At 63.7% G+C, this 19,746-nt stretch carries 21 protein-coding genes; 5 read left to right on the top strand and 16 right to left on the bottom strand.

Annotation, left to right across the window (positions count from 1 at the left end; all coding sequences use genetic code 11):
- The first annotated feature begins 63 nt into the window (after positions 1-63).
- Positions 64-318, top strand: coding sequence for a hypothetical protein (locus D1227_RS09620; protein ID WP_119377612.1), 255 nt, complete (start codon positions 64-66; stop codon positions 316-318).
- Positions 319-426: 108 nt separating this feature from the next.
- The gene (locus D1227_RS09615) at positions 427-1,470 is read left to right on the top strand and encodes a sodium:calcium antiporter (protein ID WP_199288229.1); all 1,044 of its coding nucleotides are present in this window, start codon (positions 427-429) and stop codon (positions 1,468-1,470) included.
- A gap of 16 nt (positions 1,471-1,486) precedes the next feature.
- Here D1227_RS09615 and D1227_RS09610 read toward each other — a convergent pair whose 3' ends face one another.
- From D1227_RS09610 to dapD, 4 genes are all read right to left on the bottom strand, one after another.
- The gene (locus tag D1227_RS09610; RefSeq protein WP_119377613.1) at positions 1,487-3,013 is read right to left on the bottom strand and encodes a S10 family peptidase; all 1,527 of its coding nucleotides are present in this window, start codon (positions 3,011-3,013) and stop codon (positions 1,487-1,489) included.
- A gap of 67 nt (positions 3,014-3,080) precedes the next feature.
- Positions 3,081-3,524, bottom strand: a complete 444-nt coding sequence (locus D1227_RS09605; RefSeq protein WP_119377614.1) for a hypothetical protein — start codon at positions 3,522-3,524, stop codon at positions 3,081-3,083.
- Between the two features lie 56 nt (positions 3,525-3,580).
- Entirely contained in the window at positions 3,581-5,011 is a 1,431-nt protein-coding gene (locus D1227_RS09600) for an amidohydrolase family protein (RefSeq protein ID WP_119377615.1), read from the bottom strand.
- A 76-nt stretch (positions 5,012-5,087) separates the two neighbouring features.
- Positions 5,088-5,918 carry a 2,3,4,5-tetrahydropyridine-2,6-dicarboxylate N-succinyltransferase gene (dapD, locus tag D1227_RS09595; RefSeq protein ID WP_119377616.1) on the bottom strand — a complete coding sequence of 277 codons (831 nt, stop codon included), beginning with the start codon at positions 5,916-5,918 and terminating at the stop codon, positions 5,088-5,090.
- 261 nt (positions 5,919-6,179) lie between these two features.
- On the opposite strand from dapD, the gene D1227_RS09590 reads away from it, so the two are divergent.
- Positions 6,180-6,959, top strand: a complete 780-nt coding sequence (locus D1227_RS09590; protein WP_119377617.1) for an outer membrane protein — start codon at positions 6,180-6,182, stop codon at positions 6,957-6,959.
- A gap of 52 nt (positions 6,960-7,011) precedes the next feature.
- Here D1227_RS09590 and D1227_RS09585 read toward each other — a convergent pair whose 3' ends face one another.
- Positions 7,012-7,695 carry a cytochrome b/b6 domain-containing protein gene (locus tag D1227_RS09585; RefSeq protein ID WP_119377618.1) on the bottom strand — a complete coding sequence of 228 codons (684 nt, stop codon included), beginning with the start codon at positions 7,693-7,695 and terminating at the stop codon, positions 7,012-7,014.
- Positions 7,696-7,803: 108 nt separating this feature from the next.
- On the opposite strand from D1227_RS09585, the gene D1227_RS09580 reads away from it, so the two are divergent.
- Positions 7,804-8,304, top strand: a complete 501-nt coding sequence (locus tag D1227_RS09580; RefSeq protein ID WP_119377619.1) for a helix-turn-helix transcriptional regulator — start codon at positions 7,804-7,806, stop codon at positions 8,302-8,304.
- A 13-nt stretch (positions 8,305-8,317) separates the two neighbouring features.
- On the opposite strand, the gene D1227_RS09575 is transcribed toward D1227_RS09580, so the two are convergent.
- Positions 8,318-9,097, bottom strand: a complete 780-nt coding sequence (locus D1227_RS09575) for a DUF2189 domain-containing protein (RefSeq protein WP_119377620.1) — start codon at positions 9,095-9,097, stop codon at positions 8,318-8,320.
- A gap of 72 nt (positions 9,098-9,169) precedes the next feature.
- Complete coding sequence (locus D1227_RS09570; RefSeq protein WP_119377621.1) at positions 9,170-9,826, bottom strand: TetR/AcrR family transcriptional regulator; 657 nt, start codon at positions 9,824-9,826, stop codon at positions 9,170-9,172.
- Between the two features lie 130 nt (positions 9,827-9,956).
- Between D1227_RS09570 and D1227_RS09565 the strand changes: the two genes are divergently transcribed.
- Positions 9,957-10,793, top strand: coding sequence for a sterol desaturase family protein (locus D1227_RS09565; protein WP_119377622.1), 837 nt, complete (start codon positions 9,957-9,959; stop codon positions 10,791-10,793).
- An 11-nt stretch (positions 10,794-10,804) separates the two neighbouring features.
- Here the strand turns inward: D1227_RS09565 and D1227_RS09560 are convergent, their stop codons facing one another.
- From D1227_RS09560 to D1227_RS09520, 9 genes are all read right to left on the bottom strand, one after another.
- Positions 10,805-11,080: a metal-sensitive transcriptional regulator gene (locus tag D1227_RS09560; RefSeq protein WP_119377623.1), complete on the bottom strand. Its 276-nt coding sequence runs from the start codon at positions 11,078-11,080 to the stop codon at positions 10,805-10,807.
- Between the two features lie 18 nt (positions 11,081-11,098).
- A complete protein-coding gene (locus D1227_RS09555) occupies positions 11,099-13,330 on the bottom strand; it encodes a copper-transporting P-type ATPase (RefSeq protein WP_119377875.1) in 2,232 nt (743 codons plus the stop codon).
- A gap of 142 nt (positions 13,331-13,472) precedes the next feature.
- Positions 13,473-13,895, bottom strand: coding sequence for a c-type cytochrome (locus D1227_RS09550; RefSeq protein WP_119377624.1), 423 nt, complete (start codon positions 13,893-13,895; stop codon positions 13,473-13,475).
- A gap of 98 nt (positions 13,896-13,993) precedes the next feature.
- Positions 13,994-14,335, bottom strand: coding sequence for a YXWGXW repeat-containing protein (locus D1227_RS09545; RefSeq protein WP_119377876.1), 342 nt, complete (start codon positions 14,333-14,335; stop codon positions 13,994-13,996).
- A 77-nt stretch (positions 14,336-14,412) separates the two neighbouring features.
- Entirely contained in the window at positions 14,413-15,159 is a 747-nt protein-coding gene (locus D1227_RS09540) for a pyrimidine 5'-nucleotidase (RefSeq protein ID WP_119377625.1), read from the bottom strand.
- Positions 15,156-16,184 (bottom strand): DUF1036 domain-containing protein, encoded by a 1,029-nt coding sequence (locus D1227_RS09535; RefSeq protein ID WP_233350013.1) that lies wholly within the window; start codon positions 16,182-16,184, stop codon positions 15,156-15,158. Before D1227_RS09535 ends, D1227_RS09540 begins: the two co-directional genes overlap by 4 nt.
- A complete protein-coding gene (argB, locus tag D1227_RS09530; RefSeq protein ID WP_119377627.1) occupies positions 16,174-17,073 on the bottom strand; it encodes an acetylglutamate kinase in 900 nt (299 codons plus the stop codon). Before argB ends, D1227_RS09535 begins: the two co-directional genes overlap by 11 nt.
- Positions 17,074-17,152: 79 nt before the next feature.
- Entirely contained in the window at positions 17,153-17,611 is a 459-nt protein-coding gene (locus D1227_RS09525) for a hypothetical protein (RefSeq protein ID WP_119377628.1), read from the bottom strand.
- A 123-nt stretch (positions 17,612-17,734) separates the two neighbouring features.
- The gene (locus tag D1227_RS09520) at positions 17,735-19,720 is read right to left on the bottom strand and encodes a hypothetical protein (protein WP_119377629.1); all 1,986 of its coding nucleotides are present in this window, start codon (positions 19,718-19,720) and stop codon (positions 17,735-17,737) included.
- Positions 19,721-19,746 lie beyond the last annotated feature (26 nt).

The raw sequence follows: 19,746 nt of genomic DNA, 5'->3' as shown, positions 1-19,746 counted from the left end.
GCGCCGGCTTCAACCCCCTAGTTTCGATGCAGACAAGGACGGAACCTGCAGAGGAGACGAGAGATGACCCAGGTGAACACGAGCCGCTTGGCTGGGCTGGGAAGAGAACTGGTCCTCGCGGTCCTCACCGCCTCGATCCTTGCGCCCGTGATCATCGGCGCGGCCAGCATCATCTCGGACGAACCCGGGCTTCACACCGGCGAAGCGGTAGACGCGGTGCAATGCTACCGCCTGGCCGGTGGGGTCCTTGAGCAACACGCAACCACTCTGGAGCTGCAGGAACAGCGCCGCGCCGTTCGCAACCCCATCGCGAAATAGGCCGCGGCCGCTGGGCTGCCCGGCTGGCCTGTAACGAGGGGCCATGCCGGGCAGCCGCTCTTGGCGCTCTCGTCCGGGCGGAACCTTCGTGCCCTGAAGACATTGCCCTTGCGTGTCCGGTTCGCCAGGAGAGGTCCGTCCATTTCGCTCGAAATCGCCATTGCAATCCTGATCGCCGCCGCCGGTGTGGTGACGCTGGCCGGTGTCGCGATCACCGGTGAAGCCGACCGGCTGGCCGACCGGACAGGCCTTGGCGAAGCGGTGTTTGGCGGGGTCCTGCTGGGGGGGAGCACATCGCTCTCCGGCATCGTGACGTCGGTAACCGCCGCGCTGGATGGACAGGCGTCGCTCGCCCTCTCCAATGCGGTTGGCGGGATCACCGCGCAGACGACCTTCCTCGTCCTCGCTGACATGCTGCACCGGCGGGCCAATCTTGAGCATGCCGCCGCTGACGCGAACAACCTCCTGATGGCGGCGATGCTCGTCCTGATGGTGGCGCTGCCGCTTGGCGCGGCCTATGCTCCGCCGGTCACGCTGTTCGCGATCCACCCGGTCTCCATCCTGCTCTTCGTGATCTACCTGTTCGGGGCGCGTGCCGCCGTGTCATTGAACAACACGCCGATGTGGCGCCCGCAAAGCACGCCCGAAACCCGCGCCGATGCCCCTGATGAAGCCGCCGCCCATGCCCGCCCGCTCTGGCTGATGGCCGCGACATTTGCCGGGCTCAGCCTGATCCTTGCCGTCAGCGGCTTCGCCATTGCGCGGGCCGGCGAGACGATCTCGGTGGAACTCGGCATTTCGCAGACCGTGGTCGGCGCGTTGATGACCGCGGTTGCCACCTCCCTGCCCGAACTCGTCACGACGATGGCGGCCGTGCGGCGCGGTGCGCTGCAGCTGGCAGTCGGCGGGATCATCGGCGGCAACACCTTCGACGTCCTCTTCCTGTCCCTGTCGGATGCGGCCTATCGCGATGGCTCGATCTATCATGCGATGTCGCAGGCCGACGGACTGATGATGATGGGTGCGATCATCATCACCGCCATCCTCCTGATGGGCCTGATCATGCGCGAGCGCCGCGGCATTGGCTTCGAGGGTGCGGCCATCCTGGTCACCTATTTCGGTCTCGCGGCGGTGCAGGTCAGCCTGGGCTGATCGAAAGCGCCCCCTGTCAGGGGCGTGCATCCTCCAGCTCGCCGCGCAGGAAGGCGCGCATGTCTTCGCTGATCGCTTCGAGAGACGGCTCGTGCAGGTACATCATGTGGCCGGCCGGATAGTAGCTCATCGTCACCCGGTCCTGCGGAATACCATAGCGCGCAAAGGTCATCTCGGCATCGAAGAAGGGCGTGATCATGTCGTAATAGCCATTCGCCACCCAGACCTGCATCGCCGTGTTACGGCGCATGGCCGTGGTCAGCTGCCGGGCGGAATTCACATAGTGCGGTTCCCAGGCGCCATCCTCCGGGCCGTATTTCCAGCCGCTGCCGACCTCACCGCTGGAGGCGATATAGGGCCGGTCCATCTCAACCTTGAGATCACCGAGAAGGTACTGGTTCATCAGCGCCGAATAGGCCGAGGACACGAAATAGCTCGCCGCGTCGCCGGACGGGGTTTCGGCGGCGTCATCGGCTTCATCGCCTGCATAGCGACCGTCGAGGCGCCCGATGGCGAGGCCCTCATCGCGCAGCAGCTCTTTCTGGAAGCGCGGCATCAGGATGCGCAGGTCGGAGGTCTCGATATAGGCCGGATCAAGGCCGGTGAAGTAGGCAAGCCGGTCGCGGATGCGCGCATGCTCGGTCTCCGTCAGCCGCGCACCTTTCAGCAGGGCCGGGCCATAGTCGTCACGCGCGAACGTGCGGGCTTCGGCCAGGAACTGGTCCTGAGGCACGCCCTGCCCGGCCTTGCCGTGATACTGCGCGGCCGCCGCCATGCTCGGCAGGTAGGTGATGTAGGAATAGACATTGTCGTGGACCGAGGTCGAGCCCTGATAGTCCAGCGCCTGCGAGATCAGCAGCAGGCCATTGAGGGCGATATCGACATCCCCGGTCGACAATTCTTCGGCCAGATAGGCCGCGCGCGTCGTGCCGAAGCTTTCCCCAATGATGTATTTCGGCGCATTCCAGCGCTTGTGCTTGTTCAGCCAGAGGCGGATGAACTCGGCAATCGAGCCCTTGTCGCCATCCTCGTTCCAGTAATCCTTGCCTTCACCCTCACCGATGGCCCGGCTGAAGCCGGTGCCGACCGGGTCGATGAAGACAAGGTCGGAGACATCGAGCAGGCTTTCTGGATTGTCGACCATGCGATAGGGCGCTGCGCCATCATCGGCGTCGGCATTGCTCGCAACGACGGCGCGCTTTGGCCCGAGCAGTCCAAGATGCAGCAAGACCGAGGCCGAGCCCGGCCCGCCATTGAACACGAAGGCCACAGGCCGCTGCGGGCCCGCACCCTCTTTCACATAGGAGATGGTGAAGAGGCTTGCGGCCGGCTCGCCATCTTCATTGTCGATATAGGTTTCGCCGGCCTCGACCGTGTAGTTGACCCGCGTGCCGTTGAACGTGCCGCGATGGGCCGTCTCGAACATCACCGGTTCGGGGATGGGCTCTGCCGCCGCTTCGGCCTTGTCTGCTCCAGCCTCATCGGCCCAGGCAAGACCCGCCGCCGACGTCGCCACCAGGCAGGCCACCAGAAATCTGCGCATGATCGATCCCCTCAACTCAAATTCGGATGGCTCCATTCACACGCTAATCAGCAGGCGGGCAAGGGCGCTATCCGACGCGGGTCAGCGAGAAGTAGCCGTCGTCACCCTCACAGCCGCACGTATCCGGCTTGAGGCAGGGCATATGCCATTTGCCCTCATAGCGCTCGCCCTCGGTCTTCGCTTCGCCGGTACAGAAAAAGGGGGAAACGCTGAGCGTGCCCTCATGCATATGCAGGTCGAGCAGGACGAGATTGCCGGTCAGCTCACCCTCGACATCGGCCTCGACGCTGTATTTTGTGACATCCCCGATCTGGAAATCCACGGTGGTCTGTCCGCTGAAAGCACTGTCGATCTGGACGAAATCCGCGATGGCCCGGAGGTCGACGACGGAGTTCGACGAGACCAGCCGGTATGCCAGGTGCACCTCCCACCGACCGGCCTCTTCCGGCGCAGGATCACCGATCATGGCGAGTGCCGATGGCCGGGTGAGGGTGTCAGGGTTGCCTGCCATAGGACATCCATAGGCAGATCGCTCACCGAGCTCCAGCCCCGGTTCATTCCTGCGACCTATGGCAGGCCGACCCGGCCCTCGAGCCCGTCTGTCAGCCGCTTCGGATCGTATGCGCGTCCGGCCTTGAACACGATTTCGATGTTGCGAATGGCCGCCGGGTCCGCCTCAATGTCTCCAACGACCAGGACCAGGTCAGCCCGATAGCCCGGCTCGATCCGCCCGATCTCATCATCGAGGCCCAGCGCCCGCGCACCATTGAGCGACATGATGGCAATCGTCTGCGAGGTCGAGAATCCTGCTTCCCGCAGGAGCTCGAAGTTTCGCTGATCGCCAAGGCCCGGCAAGACGTGGCGCCCGGTATCCGGCCCCGCCAGCAGCCGCCCGCCCGCCTCCACAAAGCGGCGCTCGAACGCCGTCAGGAGGCTCCAATAGGCCGGGTCAGTCGATGGCGTTGCTGCGCTCTCATTCATCGCCTTCGTCCGCGCGCGGGCGGCGTCGGCCAGTTGTGGCGCAAGCAGCTTTAGTGCGCGCTCATCTGCCTGCGGACGATGCGGAAAACGCGACTCCAGGATGGCCAGTGTCGACGTCAATTCGACACCCTTGCTGACCAGCGTCTCGATCAGGGAGCGGATCTGCGGATCGTCAATGTCCATCGCTGCCTTTGCGTCGAGACTGGGCACACAGACGCCACGGGGTTTGTCCGGCACCATGTCGCTCGCCGGGTGCAAGCCGTGCTCCAGGCCATCGATGCCCATTTCGGCAGCCTCTGCATAGGTGATCGAACAGAGATGGCCCGTCACACGCAGACCGCGCTTGTGCGCCTGGTCGATGATGATGGCTGCGATGTCGGAGTCGGTATGCCGGTAGAGCTTGATTGTGCTGACCCCGCGATCAGCCCATTCGTCCACGAAGCGGCGCGCGGCCTCCGCATCGGCGGGCTTGTCCATCGGCGCATTGCCGCCTGGCCCGGTGATGTACGGCGCTGAGGCCAGGATTCGGGGGCCGGGGACAGTTCCCCGCTCAATCTCCCGGGCAAGCCTCAACTCCCCAATCGGATCAGCGCTGCCGGCCGTCTGGATCGTCGTCACGCCCGAGGCAAGGTAGAGGCGGGCCGCAACATCGCCCATGGATGGCGCGCCGGGCATATGCAGATGATTATGCATGCCGACAAGGCCGGGCAGCAGCGACTTGCCGCGCCCGTCTATGCGCAAGACGTGGTCGGGTGCCGCGAGCGTTCCGGCAGCGCCCAGTCCGGCTATCCGACCGTTCAGGAACAGAATGTCCCGGGGGACGCGGCCAGTATCGTCCTCAAAACCGGGGATCATCACGCCATTGATCAGGAAGTCGTCGCCCGGTGCGACCAGATAAGGCGCGAGAAGGTTCTCTCTGGTTTGCGCAACGACTTGCCCCTGAACGCCTGCTGCTACGAATGACAGCGCCACGGCGGCCCGACGGACAAATCCGAAAATCGTGATCAGGATGGACACTCTCGCTGATTCGCTACACTTGTAACAAACCTCTTGTCTCCTGCTTCGATCTGCCCGTCAAGACGCCAGAACAACGTCAAGGCCGAAGGAGTTCGTTGATGCCGGTCTTGCTGCGCGTGCGCTCATCCACGGTCTTGATGATCACCGCGCAATAAAGGCTCGGGCCCTTATTGTCGCCGGACGGCATGGTGCCCGGCACGATCACCGAATAAGGCGGAACCTCGCCCATGAAAACCTCACCGGTCTGGCGGTGCACGATCTTGGTCGATTGCGACAGGAACGTCCCCATCGCCAGCACCGAGCCCTCACGCACGATGACGCCCTCGGCGACCTCGGCACGCGCGCCGATGAAGCAATTGTCCTCGATGATCGTTGGATTGGCCTGCAGCGGCTCCAGCACGCCGCCAATGCCCGCGCCGCCCGACAGGTGCACGCCCTTGCCGATCTGCGCGCACGAGCCGACCGTCGCCCAGGTATCGACCATGGTGCCCTCATCGACATAGGCGCCAATGTTCACGAAGCTCGGCATCAGCACGACGCCGGAGGCAATGTAGGAGCCGCGGCGCGCAACGGCGCTCGGCACGGCGCGCAGGCCGGAGGCTGCGAAGTCATCCGCGCTCCAGCCGTCGAACTTGCTCGGCACCTTGTCCCACCAGGTCGAACCGTCCGGCCCGCCCTTGATCGGGCCATTGGCGTTGAGGCGGAAGGAGAGGAGCACAGCCTTCTTGAGCCACTGGTTCACAACCCAGTCGCCATCAGCGCCCTTCTCGGCCACACGCGCCTTGCCGGAATCCAGCATCGCCAGCGCTTCCTCGACGCTGTCGCGCACCTCGCCTTTGGTGTCGGTAGAGACATTGGCCCGCTCGTCCCAGGCTTTTTCGATAATGCTTTCAAGCTTCGCGGTCATGGCGCGCTCTCCGTCTTGGTCTTTTCAGGTGCTGGCGTGTTCAATCGCGATTGAGGCCATGCCACAAGGTCGCCGGTGACATAGTCCATCTGGCCGGGGGCGTCATCCCCTTCTCTCGCGAATGGCCCATTCGGCGAGACCGCCTTCCCTCTTCTAACGAAACCGTAATGACAAGGCGCCGCGATCGGCTTGATCGCCGCGATGCGAAATCTAGTTCGCTGGATCGAGGGAGAGCAAAACAACGGTTAACAGGAGAAACCGATGACCTTTGGAAGAAGCCTTCTTTTCGCATCTGCCGCCTTCATGCTTGCCGGAACCGCCCATGCCGATGGCTGGTATATTGGCGGCTCCATCGGCCTGAACAATCAGTCCGATTCCGACAATTCAGGCTCCACAGGCGCCTTCACCACGGGCAATCTCGGCGACGGGACGACCCTCGATGTCGCCTCCGGCACATCCTATGGCTGGACGACGGAGTTCGACAGCGGCATGGCCTATTCGCTGGAAGCGGGGCTGCGCTATGATACAGGCTGGCGCTCGGGCATCGAGATCACCCGCACCGACGCCGATGTGGACACCCACAAGAATGTCGCCCTGGGCGGCTCACCGATCGGCACGCTGGACGCCGCCGCAATCGCCGGCTCGCCGACACCGCTGGGTGTCAGCATCGCCGATGTCGTAGCCGATGGCCGGGGCGACATCACCAATACCGGCCTCTTCGTGAACGTCTATTATGACTTCAATCGCGGCAATGCGTTCGAGCCCTATCTCGGTGCCGGTCTCGGCTATGCCGACGTCGAAGTGACCTACAACCCGTCGGGCATCGGCGTCATCAATGGCAGCGAAAGCAAGTTCGCCTACCAGGCCAAGGCCGGCGCAACCTATGCGATCAACCCCGACTGGGGCGTCTATGCCGAATATGCCTACCGGGCGACCGAGGATATCGAGCTGCAGAACCAGCTCTTCCCGGGCAGTCTCGAAATCGAGAACACCCAGCACATCCTCTCCATCGGGGCCCGCTACCGCTTCGGCGGCCTCTAGACTGAGGAAACGACAGGACGCCCCGGCCTCAAGCGCCGGGGCGTTCCTGCTTTTAGGACGACTTCCGGCCGGTAATCATGGCCCGCACCAGGTTCTCGCCATGCGCGAGGCTTGAGGCGATCACACCAATCACATGCAGGCCAACAAGGACGAGTGTCAGATAGACAAAGGTGGAGTGCAGGCCCTCGATCACTTCGCCCGCTTCACTCTCGCCATATTCGCCGTGCTCTTCATGTTCGTCATGATCATCGTCCTCATACACGCTTCGACCTGCCTCAGAATCCGTAGCAGCACCGGGCGCATCGACCGCGATGATGCCGGCGAGCGGACCTTCCCCCTTTTCCACGGCCAGCAGCGCCATGCCGGTGCCGGCTGTGCCGGCCAGTGAAATCAGGAGAGCGACAATCATCGCAGCGCCGGCCGGGTTGTGGCCGAGATGCCGCTCGGCCTTTCCCGACAGAAGCCCGCGCAGATAGCCAAGGACAGCCGCGGGCCCACGCACGAAAGAGGCGAACCGGGCATGCCTTGTCCCGACAACACCCCAGGCAAGGCGGACCACCACCAGCACAGCGACCGTATACCCCGCCCAGGTGTGAAGGCCCGGCAGTTCGTCACCCGTCAAATAGGCGGTAAAAAACGCGATCACGACGCCCCAGTGGACAAGCCGGACGATGGGGTCCCAGACCCTGATGGTTTTTCTTTCCGGCTCGGTGCCGGTTGCTGATGTCGCTGCCATGGCATTCACCTTTCCTCATTAGGTGAATTCTCTGATGGGACCGCCAGCCGTGTTGCGCCATACGTCATTCGACAGGCCATCCGGCCCTGGTGCATTGGAGGGACAGCCATGTCAGATGACAGGGGCAGCCATTTCATCCGTCTGATCTCGGCAACCGTGTTTGGCGTGATCGCCGTCCTGATCGCGTTGGACCTGCTGCTGGACAGCCGCGACGGCGTTGGCTGGCTGCACGTGATCCTCGAAGGCAGCGTGCTGGTTGCCGCGCTCATCGGCATGCTGGCCATGCTGCACCGTTTCGGTCGGGTGAGTGTGGATCTCGACACGGCCCGGATCGATGCCGAGCGCTGGCGTGCGGAACATCAGGCCATCCTGCAGGGACTGGCCGCCGCGATCACACGCCAGTTCGAAGCCTGGCAGCTGACAGAAGCGGAAGCCGAGATCGGCTTCCTGCTGCTCAAGGGGCTGAGCCATCAGGAGATTGCGCAGGTCCGGGGCACGAGCGAACGAACCGTGCGCGAACAGGCCCGCAGCCTGTACCGCAAATCAGGCCTCACCGGGCGAAGCCAACTCTCGGCCTTCTTCCTGGAAGACCTGCTGCAACCGGCTTGAACACGGAACCCGCCTAACCCGCGCGCGCCTCGCGGTGCTGGACCAGATCGCGATAGGCATGCCAGCTGGCCAAGCCGATCCATGGAAACACGATGACGAGGCCGACCAGCGCCAGCGCCATGCCGAGCGCCGTCAGCGCTGCAATGAGGAACGCCCAGAACAGCATCACCGGCAGGTTGGCAAGGACGCTGCGCGCGCTGGTGATCACCGAAATGAAGACGTCGCTGTCGCGCGCGAGCAGCATCGGCGCGGAGACGACGACCAGCGTAAAGGCGAAGAAGGCGATCACCCCGCCCACCGCGCTGCCGATCAGGCCCATGCGAAGTCCTTCGGGCGTGGTCAGCAGGAAGGCCAGGAAGTCGGCTACGGATGTGTGCACCGAATAGGTCGACAGCCCGTAGATGATGTAGGCCGCCTCCGCCCAGATCCCGAACAGCACGAACAGCGCGACACCCAGCAGGACCGTGTCGGCCCGCAGCACGCCCTTCGGAAAAACCATGTCACCCAGCCCTGGCGCCTCACCCTCCCCCAGCATGGCCGCCGCCCTGTAAAGGCCCATGCCGAGCAGCGGCGCCACAATCAGAAAGCCGCCCGCCATGACAAGGAACCATGTGAACTGGCCCGTGAGATACAGCGTCGCCGTCACGGCAAAGCTGATGAGGGCGAGCCCCACGCCATAAGCGAGGCACACGCCCGGCGCGCGCCACAAATCCTGCCATCCGCGCGCCAGCCAGGTCATCGGCGCGTTCATCGGGACACGGTTGATCCCCGGCAGCTGAAACGGTTCAGACATGCCCCCTCCCTTGCTTTTTGAGAAGGTTAGCGGGCGATTCCACAAACGCCAATCAGGAAGGGTCCGTATGAGCTAGTCTCGTTCCAGCGCCGCCAGCGCCCGCGGCGAAACAGGTGCCGATATCCCGGCGGCAATCATGTCGATCAGCGTCTCGACCTCGAATTCGAAATCCGCCGACGCGCCAATATCGCGTGCCTCGAAAGAGGCCAGCGCGGAGACGCACTGCTCGCTGGCCAGCAATAGGCGGGCCTCTGCAATCGCTTCAGGAAAATAACGCATGGTCTCCGACAGGTGGGTGATCGTTTCCATCCAGGCTGTCATCAGGTCTGGCGGCGCAAGCTCAATCGCCAGCAGACGCTCGCGGGCTGCCCGAGTCAGGAACTGGAGATAATGATTACCTTCCGGGCGCGGGCGCAGCTCCTCGGCCATTGGCCAGACCATCACCTCCACCAGGGCACGGACATCATGGATTCGGCCTGCCTTGCGGACCTCGTCCAGCGCTGCCTGCCGGCGGGGATTGATGACAGCCATGCGCAGCGCAAACACCGCCTCGACCAGGCGGTCGCGCGAGCCGAAATGATATTGAATGGCGGAGGTATTCTTCTGGCCGGCCGCCTCGCTGATCTGGCGCAGCGACGCACCATGGAGGCCATAGTCCGCAAACATCTTTTCCGCCGCCACGAGGATTGTGTGACGGCTATCCCGCTGTTCTGTCTTTGTATTCGGCATTAACGCGATCACCTTAAATGATGACGATCAAGTCATGAATTTACCCTATATTGTTTCTTTTCATTTGCCAAATTAATGCGGGTGAATTAATTTGGTTGTGTTGGATTGCCGAAAGAAGGGAGACACGGCCATGCCCGAAGACACGTTCACGCTTGCTGATGCGGGGTGGATCTATATCGCCACGCTGGTCATCCTCGTCCTCGAGGCGGTCACGGGGCAGCTGAAGGGCTGCACCCGGCGCGACTTTGGGCTGACGGCGTTGTGTTTCGTGGTCAATTCGGTGGTGACCCGCCCCCTTGTCGGGCTAGGCATGGGCGTCTTGGCCGCCTGGCTCGTCCCGGCCTTTGCAGGCGCAGGCGCCACCGTACCGCTCTGGCAGGCCGTTCTGATCAGCTTCGTATCGCTGGAATTTGTCTTCTACTGGGTTCACCGCTGGTCGCATGAAGGCCAGAAAAAGGGCCACTGGCTGGAGTGGCTATGGAAGATTCATCGCACCCATCATTCGGCGACAGAGATCAATGTCACCGTTGTCCAGCGCCAGAACATCTTCTGGGCCCTGTTCAGCCCGCATATCTGGATGGTCGCGCTTTTCACCTATTTTGGCATGGTCTCAGGCGTGGCGATCTCAATGGTTGTTCTCTATGTCTGGAATCTGCTGACCCACACCCACTGGCGCTTTGATCAGGCCCTTTTGAAGTATCCTGCCTTCCGCGCCATCATGCACATTGTCATCACGCCGAGCATGCATCACGCCCATCACGGCTTTGGCAAGAACGGCAAGATGTACCGCAATTACGGCCTCTGCCTGTCCGTATTCGACTGGATGTTCGGCACGCTTTTCGTTCCGGATGGCAAGCCCTCGCGCTACGGCGTGCCCGGCGAACAGCCCCACTGGGCGGAGGAAGCCTTTTACCCGCTCAACCTGCTCACACCGACGCAGAAAAAGGAGGCTCCCGCAAAGGCCTGAGGCGCGCTGCCCTATTTCTTCCGGCCGCCGAGCACGGCGACGAGTTCGTCGACCTTGGCCTGGCGGTCTTCGAGATCGCTGGCGCTCAGCGCATGATCGACGCAGGTGTCGATATGGTCGGCGAGGATGACCTGTTCGAGGCCGGACAGGGCCGCCTTCACGGCCTGCACCTGGCGGACAATGTCGATGCAGTACTTGTCCTCCTGCACCATTTTCGAAATGCCGCGCACCTGGCCCTCAATCCGGGCGAGGCGCCGGACGGCCGATTGCTGGGTATCAGGTTTCATCTTGCATCCTCGCGAGGGTCAAAGCTTCAGGGTTCTCAGCCGCAGCGCATTGCCGATCACGGAGACCGAGCTGAGGCTCATCGCGCCGGCCGCAATCATCGGGCTGAGCAGCAGGCCGAAAAACGGATAGAGAATACCCGCCGCGATGGGAACGCCAAGTGCGTTGTAGACGAAGGCGAAGAACAGGTTCTGGCGGATATTACGCATGGTCGCGTGGCTGAGCTCGCGCGCCTTGGCAACGCCGATCAGATCGCCCTTGACCAGCGTCACGCCCGCACTTTCCATGGCGACGTCGGTGCCGGTGCCCATGGCAATGCCGACATCGGCCTGGGCGAGCGCTGGCGCATCATTGATCCCGTCGCCGCACATCGCGACGCGCGCGCCGCCCGTCTGCAACTCCGACACGATGCGGTGCTTGTCTTCGGGCGACACATCGGCGTGGACCTCGTCGATGCCGACCTTGTCTGCGACAGCGCGGGCCGTCTTCTCATTGTCGCCGGTCAGCATGACGATCTTCAGCCCCTCGGCGTGAAGCCGCTTGATGGCTTCCGGCGTCTTCTCCTTGATCGGGTCAGCCACGGAGACGAGGCCGGCGGGCTTTGCGTCGACAGCGACGAACATCACGGTCTGGCCTTCGGCGCGGTACTGGTCAGCGCTGGAGCCAAGCGCGTCCGACCAGCCGCCGATGCGCTCCATCATTTTACGATTGCCGATGGCGACGGTCTGTCCGTCGACGCTGGCCTGTGCGCCTTCGCCGGTAACCGATTCAAAGCCGCTTGCGTCCTTGCGGGGCGCGCCTTTGGCGTCTGCGCCGCGGACAATGGCTTCGGCCAGCGGGTGCTCGCTCGAGCGTTCGACGGCGGCAACGAGACTGAGCAGCCCAGCCTCGTCAAAGCCTTCAGCGGGTTCGACATGGATTAGCTCCGGGCGGCCGAGCGTCAGCGTCCCGGTCTTGTCGACCACCACCGTGTCCACCTTCTCGAAGGTTTCGAGCGCTTCGGCATTCTTGATCAGGATACCGTTCGAGGCGCCCTTGCCGGTGCCCACCATGATCGACATCGGCGTGGCAAGGCCGAGCGCACAGGGACAGGCGATGATCAGAACCGCGACCGCATTGACGATAGCAAAGGCCATGGCCGGGTCCGGTCCGAAGGCAGCCCAGAGAATGAAGGTGAGGATGGCCACACCGATCACTGTCGGCACGAAGATCGAGGAGACGACATCGGCGAGCCGCTGGATCGGCGCACGCGAGCGCTGGGCGGCGGCGACCATCTGAACGATCTGCGAGAGCAACGTGTCCTCACCGACATGCGTCGCCGTCATCACCAGAGATCCGGTGCCGTTCACCGTGCCGCCGGTTACCCGGTCGCCGGCCGATTTCTCGACTGGAACGGGCTCGCCCGTCACCATGGATTCATCCACGCTGCCATGGCCTTCAAGAACCTCGCCGTCGACGGGGACCTTCTCGCCCGGGCGCACGCGCAGCCGGTCGCCGGCCTGGACATGGGCCAGGTCGACCTCTTCCTCGCTGCCATCTTCGGCAATCCGCCGCGCCATTGGCGGCGCGAGTTCGAGCAAGGCGCGGATGGCTCCGGAGGTCGCGTTGCGGGCGCGCAGCTCAAGCACCTGGCCGAGCAGGACAAGCGTCACGATAACGGCCGCAGCCTCGTAATAGACAGCCACACTGCCACCATGCCCCCGGAACGACCCCGGGAAGATGCCGGGCGCAACGGTGGCCACCAGCGAATAGATGTAGGCCACGCCCACGCCCATCGCGATCAGCGTGAACATGTTGAGGCTACCCCGTTTTACCGATTGCCAGCCGCGCTGGAAGAAAGGCAGCCCTGCCCAGAGCACGACCGGCGTTGCGAGCGCGAATTGCAGCCACGCGCCCCAGCTCGGATCCACCCAGTCCTTCAGCGGGCTGCCGGGGATCATCTCGCCCATGGTCAGGATGAGGAGCGGTGCCGACAGCGCCAGCCCCACCCAGAAGCGGCGCGTCATGTCATCGAGTTCGCTCGTATCCTGCTCGGCGGTGACCGTTTCCGGCTCCAGCGCCATGCCGCAGATCGGGCAGCCCGTATTCGACGTCTCGCGCACCTGCGGGTGCATCGGACAGGTCCAGACCGTGCCGGAATAGTCCTCTGGGATATTGTCATAGGCATCATCCGGCTTGTCCGGCGCGGCGTGCGCATGATGGTGGCAGCTATGGCCGTGATCATGTTGGTGGTGTGTGTGCTCTTGCGCCATGGCATAGGCCTCCTGACCGGATGTCCGGTGTTCGCAAGCAGCAGACATAATACCCCCTAGGGGTATATTCAAGCACACGCACTTTTCCCCTGCGGCACTGGCTGAGCGGCGGCCGCCTGCAATGCCTGATCAAGCGAGAGGACTAGCCGCCCGCTGGTTCGTCCTGGATCGAGATGAGATAGGCGAGCACGGAATCGGTGCCGATCGGGCCGAAATCGAAGTCCGGCATGTCCTTGTGGCCGACATGGATCCCTTCACGGAAATCGTCGGCGAGGGCGTCGGGATCATAATCGGCAAGCACCGATCTCAGCGGCGGGGCATCGGTGCGCGGGCTTTCGCCTTCGGCGCCAATGGCATGGCAGAACGCGCATTGCATCTCCGCGATCTCGCGGCCGTTCTCGATCATCGCGGGATCGTCATAGACAGCATCCACAGGCGCGCTTTCCGCCGATTCTTCCGGCGCGGTTTCAGGCGGCGGGCTGCAGGCGGCAAGGCCTAGCAGTGTCAGCCCGGCCAGCAAAACCAGCCCCTGACCGGCTGAGCGCATTTTCGGAAACTGCTTCATGATGTGCGGTCCTTTTTCGCGCGCCCGCGGAAGCGGGACACCGTCACTCTCCTTATGGATGAGGGACCGCCTCCGGTGCAAGGACGTGGTGTTTACAGCTAGTGCCAGCGGCCTGGGCTCCAGTACCAGCCATTGCGGGTCTCGACCCAGTGGCCGGCCGTCCAGCGCTTTCCGCGCGGCGGGTTACGTTCCCAGTAGCCATCGACCCAGCGGAACTCGACCCCGCTCCATTCCCAGTAGCCGCTGATCCAGATCGCCCCGCTCACCGGGCGCGGCGGAATGGTGACTCGGCGCGACGGCGGCGGCGCTTTCTGGATGTAGACGACATGCGTCCCGGGCCCCGGCCCCGGTGGGCCATAGCCATGATGCCCCCAGGCACAGCCCCCCAGCACAACCAGGCAAGCGCCCGCGACCAGAAGGCTCAAGCGACCTCGCTTCATGTCTCATTCCTCCAGCAGACGTGTCACTGGATGATCCGATAGGCACCGCTCGTTCGCCTGCCTTGATTTGGGTCAATTCATGGTCCGGCGGACGCATCAGCCGCCGGTGTCACCACCTGCAGCACGTCCTGCAGGAAGCCTGTCAGGTCGGCGGTGAGGTAGTCGACATGCGGGTGGTCGGCGTCTTCCGGGCCGGCGGGGCGGGCCTCGACCGGCTCATGGCTCCAGTCCTTGCTCGAATGGACCAGCACGGTGGCAAAGCCCATCGCATGCGCCGGGGCGAGGTTGCGCTCCAGGTCCTCGAACAGGATGGCGCGCGCCGGGTCGACATCATGGGCCGCGCAGAAGGCGTCATAGGCATCCTGCGAGGGCTTCGGATGAAAGCCTGCATCCTCGATCCCGAACATCCCGTCAAAGGCGGTGTGGACCTGCATGTATTTGGTCACCCGCTCGGCATGGCGGCGCGAGCCATTTGTGTAGACCAGCTTGCGGCCCGGCAGCGCGGCGATGGCGGTGCAGAGGTCCGGCTTGATGGGCAGCGGCGAGAGGTCGATCTCGTGGACATGCGCGAGGAACTCGTCCGGCGACATGCCGTGCATCGTCATCAGGCCCTTCAGCGTCGTGCCATGCTCGGCATAATACTTCTTCTGCAGCGCCCGCGCCTCTGCCCGCTCCAGCCTCAGGAAACGCGCGACGAAATCGGTCATGCGCTGGTCGATCTGGGCGAAGAGGTCGCACTCGGCCGGGTAAAGCGTGTTGTCGAGATCGAAGACCCAGACATCACGGCTTGTCAGTGGCGAGAGGTCAGCTCCGTTGGCGCTCACGACTCCGGCTCTTTGAAATCGCGGTCGAAGAATTCGAACAGCAGGCGGCGGTTCTCGGCTGGCGGGGTCGCCTCGAACAGCGCCTCGCGATAGGCGGCCGCGGTGCAGTCCTTGCGCCCCATTATGGCAAACTGGGTGCGCGAGACACAGAACGGGTCAGTCGCGTTTTTCAGCGTGCGCGTGCCGTTCTCGGTCTCCATCTCGGCGAAGACGAAATGTTCCGCTGTCAGCAGCGGCTCATCGATCACGCGGGCACAGCCGCCGCTTTCCAGCAGCCACCACCCGCGGCTCTCCCAGCCCTCGCCCTTGCGACGGGCAATCGCCGACCAGATGCGGTTGCGCGTGCGGTTGCAGAGCGTCAGGCCGATATTGCGCCCACGCTCCTGCGCGATCTGCTCGAGCACGTCGATCAGGTCCGCGTCGGAAGTGTCGGCGTCGAGGCTGTTCTGGCTAAGGAACTCGCCGATCGCCGCGCGTGTCTTGCGGCCGATATAGCCGTCGATATTGCCATTGTAGATGCCGGCATCGGCCAACAGGCGCTGTACGCCGGCCGCGCCGGCCTTCTCCATGTCGAATTCCTCGGTCTCGGTCAGCGAGGTTTTCCAGCCATTGCGGTTCTCGATCAGCACCGGGCGGAAGTCGCGGCTTTCAAGCCCCATCGTGGTGCATTCCTTCGGGCTTTCGACCGAGAAGCTGCCTGTCGTATCGATGCAGAGCGGGAAGTCTCCGCCCCAGATACGCCGCCCGCCGCGATGGGCATTGGACGAGCGCGCGAAGAGATAGTGGATGCCGGGCCGCAGCGGGCCTTCCAGCGCCGTCTCGCAGGAGCCCGGCCGTAACCGGCGCCAGCCCTCGACGACGACACCCTGGCCTTCATAGCGCCCGACGGATGCCTCGATCACATAGCTTGTCTTGTTGCAGAGCTGCCAGCCCTTGGCTGCCTGCGCATCCGCCGCGCCAGCGCCAAGGCCGGTCAGCCACAGCGCACCCAGCGCCGCAGCAGCAGCGCAAACCTTAGAGAACAATCGTGCCGGCACCATGTTCGGTAAACAGCTCCATGAGCAGGGCGTGTTTCGCGCGGCCATCGAGTATGACTGCGCCTCCGACACCATTCTTGACGGCGTTTGTGGCGGTTTCAAGTTTGGGAATCATCCCACCTGAAACAGTCCCGTCCGCGATCAGCCCATCAAGGTCATCGGCGCGGATTTCGCGGATCAGCTGCTTGTCCTTGTCGAGCACGCCGGCGACATCGGTCAGCAGCAGCAGGCGCGAGGCGCCCAGCGCGCTGGCAATCGCCCCGGCAGCCGTGTCGGCATTGACATTGTAGCGCTTGCCCTCGCCATCGAAGCCGACCGGCGCGATGACGGGGATGAAGTCGTAATCATAGTCGGTGAGCAGCTTCAGCACCGAGACATCGACCCGTTCCGGCTCACCGACAAAGCCGAGATCGATCAGCTGCTCGACCTGGCTGTCCGGGTCCTTCTTGGTGCGCGAGGCGCGCCTGACCTTCATCAGGTCGGCGTCCGAGCCCGACAGGCCGACCGCCTTGCCGCCCGCCTTGTTGATCGCCCGCACGATGGATTTGTTGATCGGGCCGGAGAGGACCATCTCGACCACTTCCATGGTCGCATCATCGGTGACGCGCAGGCCGTCGCGGAATTCCGACTTGATGCCGAGGCGCTCCAGCAAGCTGGCGATCTGCGGGCCGCCGCCATGCACGATGACCGGGTTCACGCCGAGATGCTTCAGCAGCACCACATCGCGTGCGAACGCCTCCGACAGCGCCTCGTCCACCATGGCATGCCCGCCATATTTGATGACCACGGTCTGGCGGTCATAGCGCTGGATGAAAGGCAGCGCCTCCGACAGGGTCGAGGCGGCATAATGGGCTGGGGTCTTGGTCTCGTCGTTCATGGAAGCGGCGTGTAGCGGGTTTCGGGGGACACGTTAAGTGGCTTCCCCCGAAATGCAGGGCGTGTCTGCGTCCCGCCCGTCAATTGTCCATCCAGAAGCGGACATCCCGGCTGCAGGCCAGGATGGCATCGTCCATTTCGGAAAAGAAAAAGCTCGGATCGGTCACAAGCGAAAGAAGGCCGCTCGATTTCTGCGAGCTCAGCAGCTTGACCGGGACAGACATGCCGAGGTCGCTCCACTGGTCCCGACAGCGCATATCAATCGTCTGAAGCGCCCCGAGTATGCTGTCGCCCCATCGGTATTCCAGGTCCCGGAAATCCATCACGACGCACAGGGCATCGATACAGGTCATCCAGTAAACCGTCTGCGCGGCGATGTACCGGCCGTGATCCTTGCCTTTCGATCCGTCAGGCATCTTGCCGTGAAAGCTTACCACCGCGATCATGTCATGCAGGTCGACGGACTTGTGCACGCGGTAGAATTTCGCGCGAACCCCTTTGGGCGCACGCGGCTTTTTCGCAGGCTTGAGCAATGACATGGGCAATCATCCGTTTGCCGGGGATTTAAAGACTATCGCCGAAGGATCAATCGGAGCCATTGCCCCCGTGAGCGGCCACGCACACCTGTCCGGGAAACCCGCAAGGCGGGCAGGCGAACGGCTTTAAACCCTGTCGCGGCCCCAGCTGGACAGTATCTTCGCCCGGATATCGTCGATTTCGCCTTGCGGGACGGCGGCGGTGGCGGCCTGCTCCAGCGCATCGAAATGGAAGATGTAGAGCCGCGAGGCGAAGTCCGCGATCGACACCGAGGATTCCCCGTAATTCTCACCATTGCCGGCCGTCGAGACGACAATGCCATCGCCCCAGTCCTGACCGCTGTCATTATTGGGGTTGAAGAAGTAGACACGCACCTCGCCGGACGGATCGCGCGCCACACGGATAATCGCAATGGCATGCCAGCCAACAAAACGCGCGGCGCTGTCCGTCACGGCAATACCGGCCGGGCTTGGATGGATGACGGGCTGATTGCCATTATAGTGGGGATGGAAGGCGGTGTAGAAACGGCGAACAAAGCCATCCACATCGACGAGCTTGCCGGTCGGCACATCCACGACGATGTCGAAATCGCGCGCCACCCACCAGCCGTGCATCTCCGGATTGATCCAGCGATGCGGGTCGCCTTCACGGCCCGCACACAGCCGGCCCATCTCCATGTAGATGCGGTCAAGGTGGGGCACGAGGATGGCCGAGACCGGATCAACCTCCACAAGCGGTCCTTTCGCCAGGGCCGTTGTCAGGTCGCGCGAGGAGACCGGCTGGCCCTCGAAGGGCATGCGGATTTCATTGTCGCGCGCCGCCCAGGTGACCAGCTGCAGCAGGTAGTCGGGATCGACATAGGACCACATCGCAATCGCGCGCGCGGCCTGGCAGGTCGGATTGTTGCCCTGCCCCACACCAAGCGGCTGGCCGAGGACGCTGATCACGCCCGCGAGTAGCCATGCCTCTGCATCCGGGGCCGGTCCGAAACTCGCGGCTATGCGCTGGCGCGTCTCCGGTGAAAGGTTGAGCTTCAGCTGGCGCCACAGGGCCGGGGCCGTGGGCGGCAGGTGCAGGATACCGCGCTCAAGCATGAGCGAGAGGCCATAGATAGCCTGCGCGGTCTCGACATGGATGGCTTTCTCGGCCAGCGCCTGAATGAGCGGGGCAAAGGAGCCGTAATTCTCACGCCCCGTTGCCGACAGGCCGAGACAGTCGGGGATCAGCTCCCGGCGATGCTGGAGCAGGTGGCGCAGCAAGACGGCGTGATAGGCCGATACCAGCCCCGTATCGTGCATCGCCCGCGCCATCGCCGTGGCTTCCTGCGACAGCGCTTTGTCATCGATGGCAGCAAGGCGCTCGGCATAGCGCTCGATGCCCGGATCCTCTCGGCACTCATTGGTCGGGCCGAACAGCGCACTGACGAGCCGGTCAGCGCCCCAGCCCGAAGGCGGCTGTTCGCTGGACGCCTCGCCGGACCAGGTCGCAAGCTGGGCGATCATGGCCTTGATCCGGTCTGTCTGGATCGGACGCTGCGCGAGGATGCGCCAGATCTCGGTGATGACGGCATCGAAAATCCGGCTGTAGCCGATCTCTTCCGCGATCAGCTTGAACAGGCCGTTGATCGCCTGCGCCCAGTCATCCCCGATCTGCCGCGAGACTTCCGTGCCACCGCCAAACAGCCGCTCGAGATTGAGGCCGAGAACCTGGGCCAGGAAATGGTGCGCCTCCTCGGCCGAAAGCGTTTCCAGCGCATAGTCGCCACGCGCGACCGCAAGGAAACGAAGCTCGCTCAGCGTCTCAAGGGTGAGAGCATCGGGCGCGCCTGCCTCGAAGGTGTGACGCACCAGGACCGGCTTGAGGTGGGCCGGATCATTCCAGTCCGTGCCCGCGAAGATACCGGCTTGATCGAGCGCCTGGATACGGTCCAGGCAATCGCCAAGCCCGCCCGCCGAGCGCAGCACCTTGCCGGCCTGGTCGATCGCGCCCGGCTGGTAGGTCGCTTTCAGCAAGTCGCTTGCATTCGCAAGCCGGGCGATGGCGCTGTCCAGACGCTTCAGGTGCATCGCATCAGTGCCCGGAGCGGGCTGGTTTCCGTCTGCCTGGCTCACCGTATCTGGCCCTTCGAATCCATGCA

The organism is Henriciella mobilis, assembly GCF_003576315.1.
Taxonomy (GTDB): Bacteria; Pseudomonadota; Alphaproteobacteria; order Caulobacterales; family Hyphomonadaceae; genus Henriciella; species Henriciella mobilis.
Note: the sequence above shows the minus strand (reverse complement) of the source record. Positions and strands in the feature narration are given on the sequence as shown.

Coding starts and splice junctions, on each gene's coding strand:
- argB (WP_119377627.1), bottom strand. CDS start 17,073: ATGAACGACGAGACCAAGACCCCAGCCCATTATGCCGCCTCGACCCTG.
- D1227_RS09570 (WP_119377621.1), bottom strand. CDS start 9,826: ATGCCGAATACAAAGACAGAACAGCGGGATAGCCGTCACACAATCCTC.
- D1227_RS09565 (WP_119377622.1), top strand. CDS start 9,957: ATGCCCGAAGACACGTTCACGCTTGCTGATGCGGGGTGGATCTATATC.
- D1227_RS09550 (WP_119377624.1), bottom strand. CDS start 13,895: ATGAAGCAGTTTCCGAAAATGCGCTCAGCCGGTCAGGGGCTGGTTTTG.
- D1227_RS09560 (WP_119377623.1), bottom strand. CDS start 11,080: ATGAAACCTGATACCCAGCAATCGGCCGTCCGGCGCCTCGCCCGGATT.
- D1227_RS09610 (WP_119377613.1), bottom strand. CDS start 3,013: ATGCGCAGATTTCTGGTGGCCTGCCTGGTGGCGACGTCGGCGGCGGGT.
- D1227_RS09580 (WP_119377619.1), top strand. CDS start 7,804: ATGTCAGATGACAGGGGCAGCCATTTCATCCGTCTGATCTCGGCAACC.
- D1227_RS09575 (WP_119377620.1), bottom strand. CDS start 9,097: ATGTCTGAACCGTTTCAGCTGCCGGGGATCAACCGTGTCCCGATGAAC.
- D1227_RS09620 (WP_119377612.1), top strand. CDS start 64: ATGACCCAGGTGAACACGAGCCGCTTGGCTGGGCTGGGAAGAGAACTG.
- D1227_RS09555 (WP_119377875.1), bottom strand. CDS start 13,330: ATGGCGCAAGAGCACACACACCACCAACATGATCACGGCCATAGCTGC.
- D1227_RS09590 (WP_119377617.1), top strand. CDS start 6,180: ATGACCTTTGGAAGAAGCCTTCTTTTCGCATCTGCCGCCTTCATGCTT.
- D1227_RS09605 (WP_119377614.1), bottom strand. CDS start 3,524: ATGGCAGGCAACCCTGACACCCTCACCCGGCCATCGGCACTCGCCATG.
- D1227_RS09545 (WP_119377876.1), bottom strand. CDS start 14,335: ATGAAGCGAGGTCGCTTGAGCCTTCTGGTCGCGGGCGCTTGCCTGGTT.
- D1227_RS09525 (WP_119377628.1), bottom strand. CDS start 17,611: ATGTCATTGCTCAAGCCTGCGAAAAAGCCGCGTGCGCCCAAAGGGGTT.
- D1227_RS09585 (WP_119377618.1), bottom strand. CDS start 7,695: ATGGCAGCGACATCAGCAACCGGCACCGAGCCGGAAAGAAAAACCATC.
- dapD (WP_119377616.1), bottom strand. CDS start 5,918: ATGACCGCGAAGCTTGAAAGCATTATCGAAAAAGCCTGGGACGAGCGG.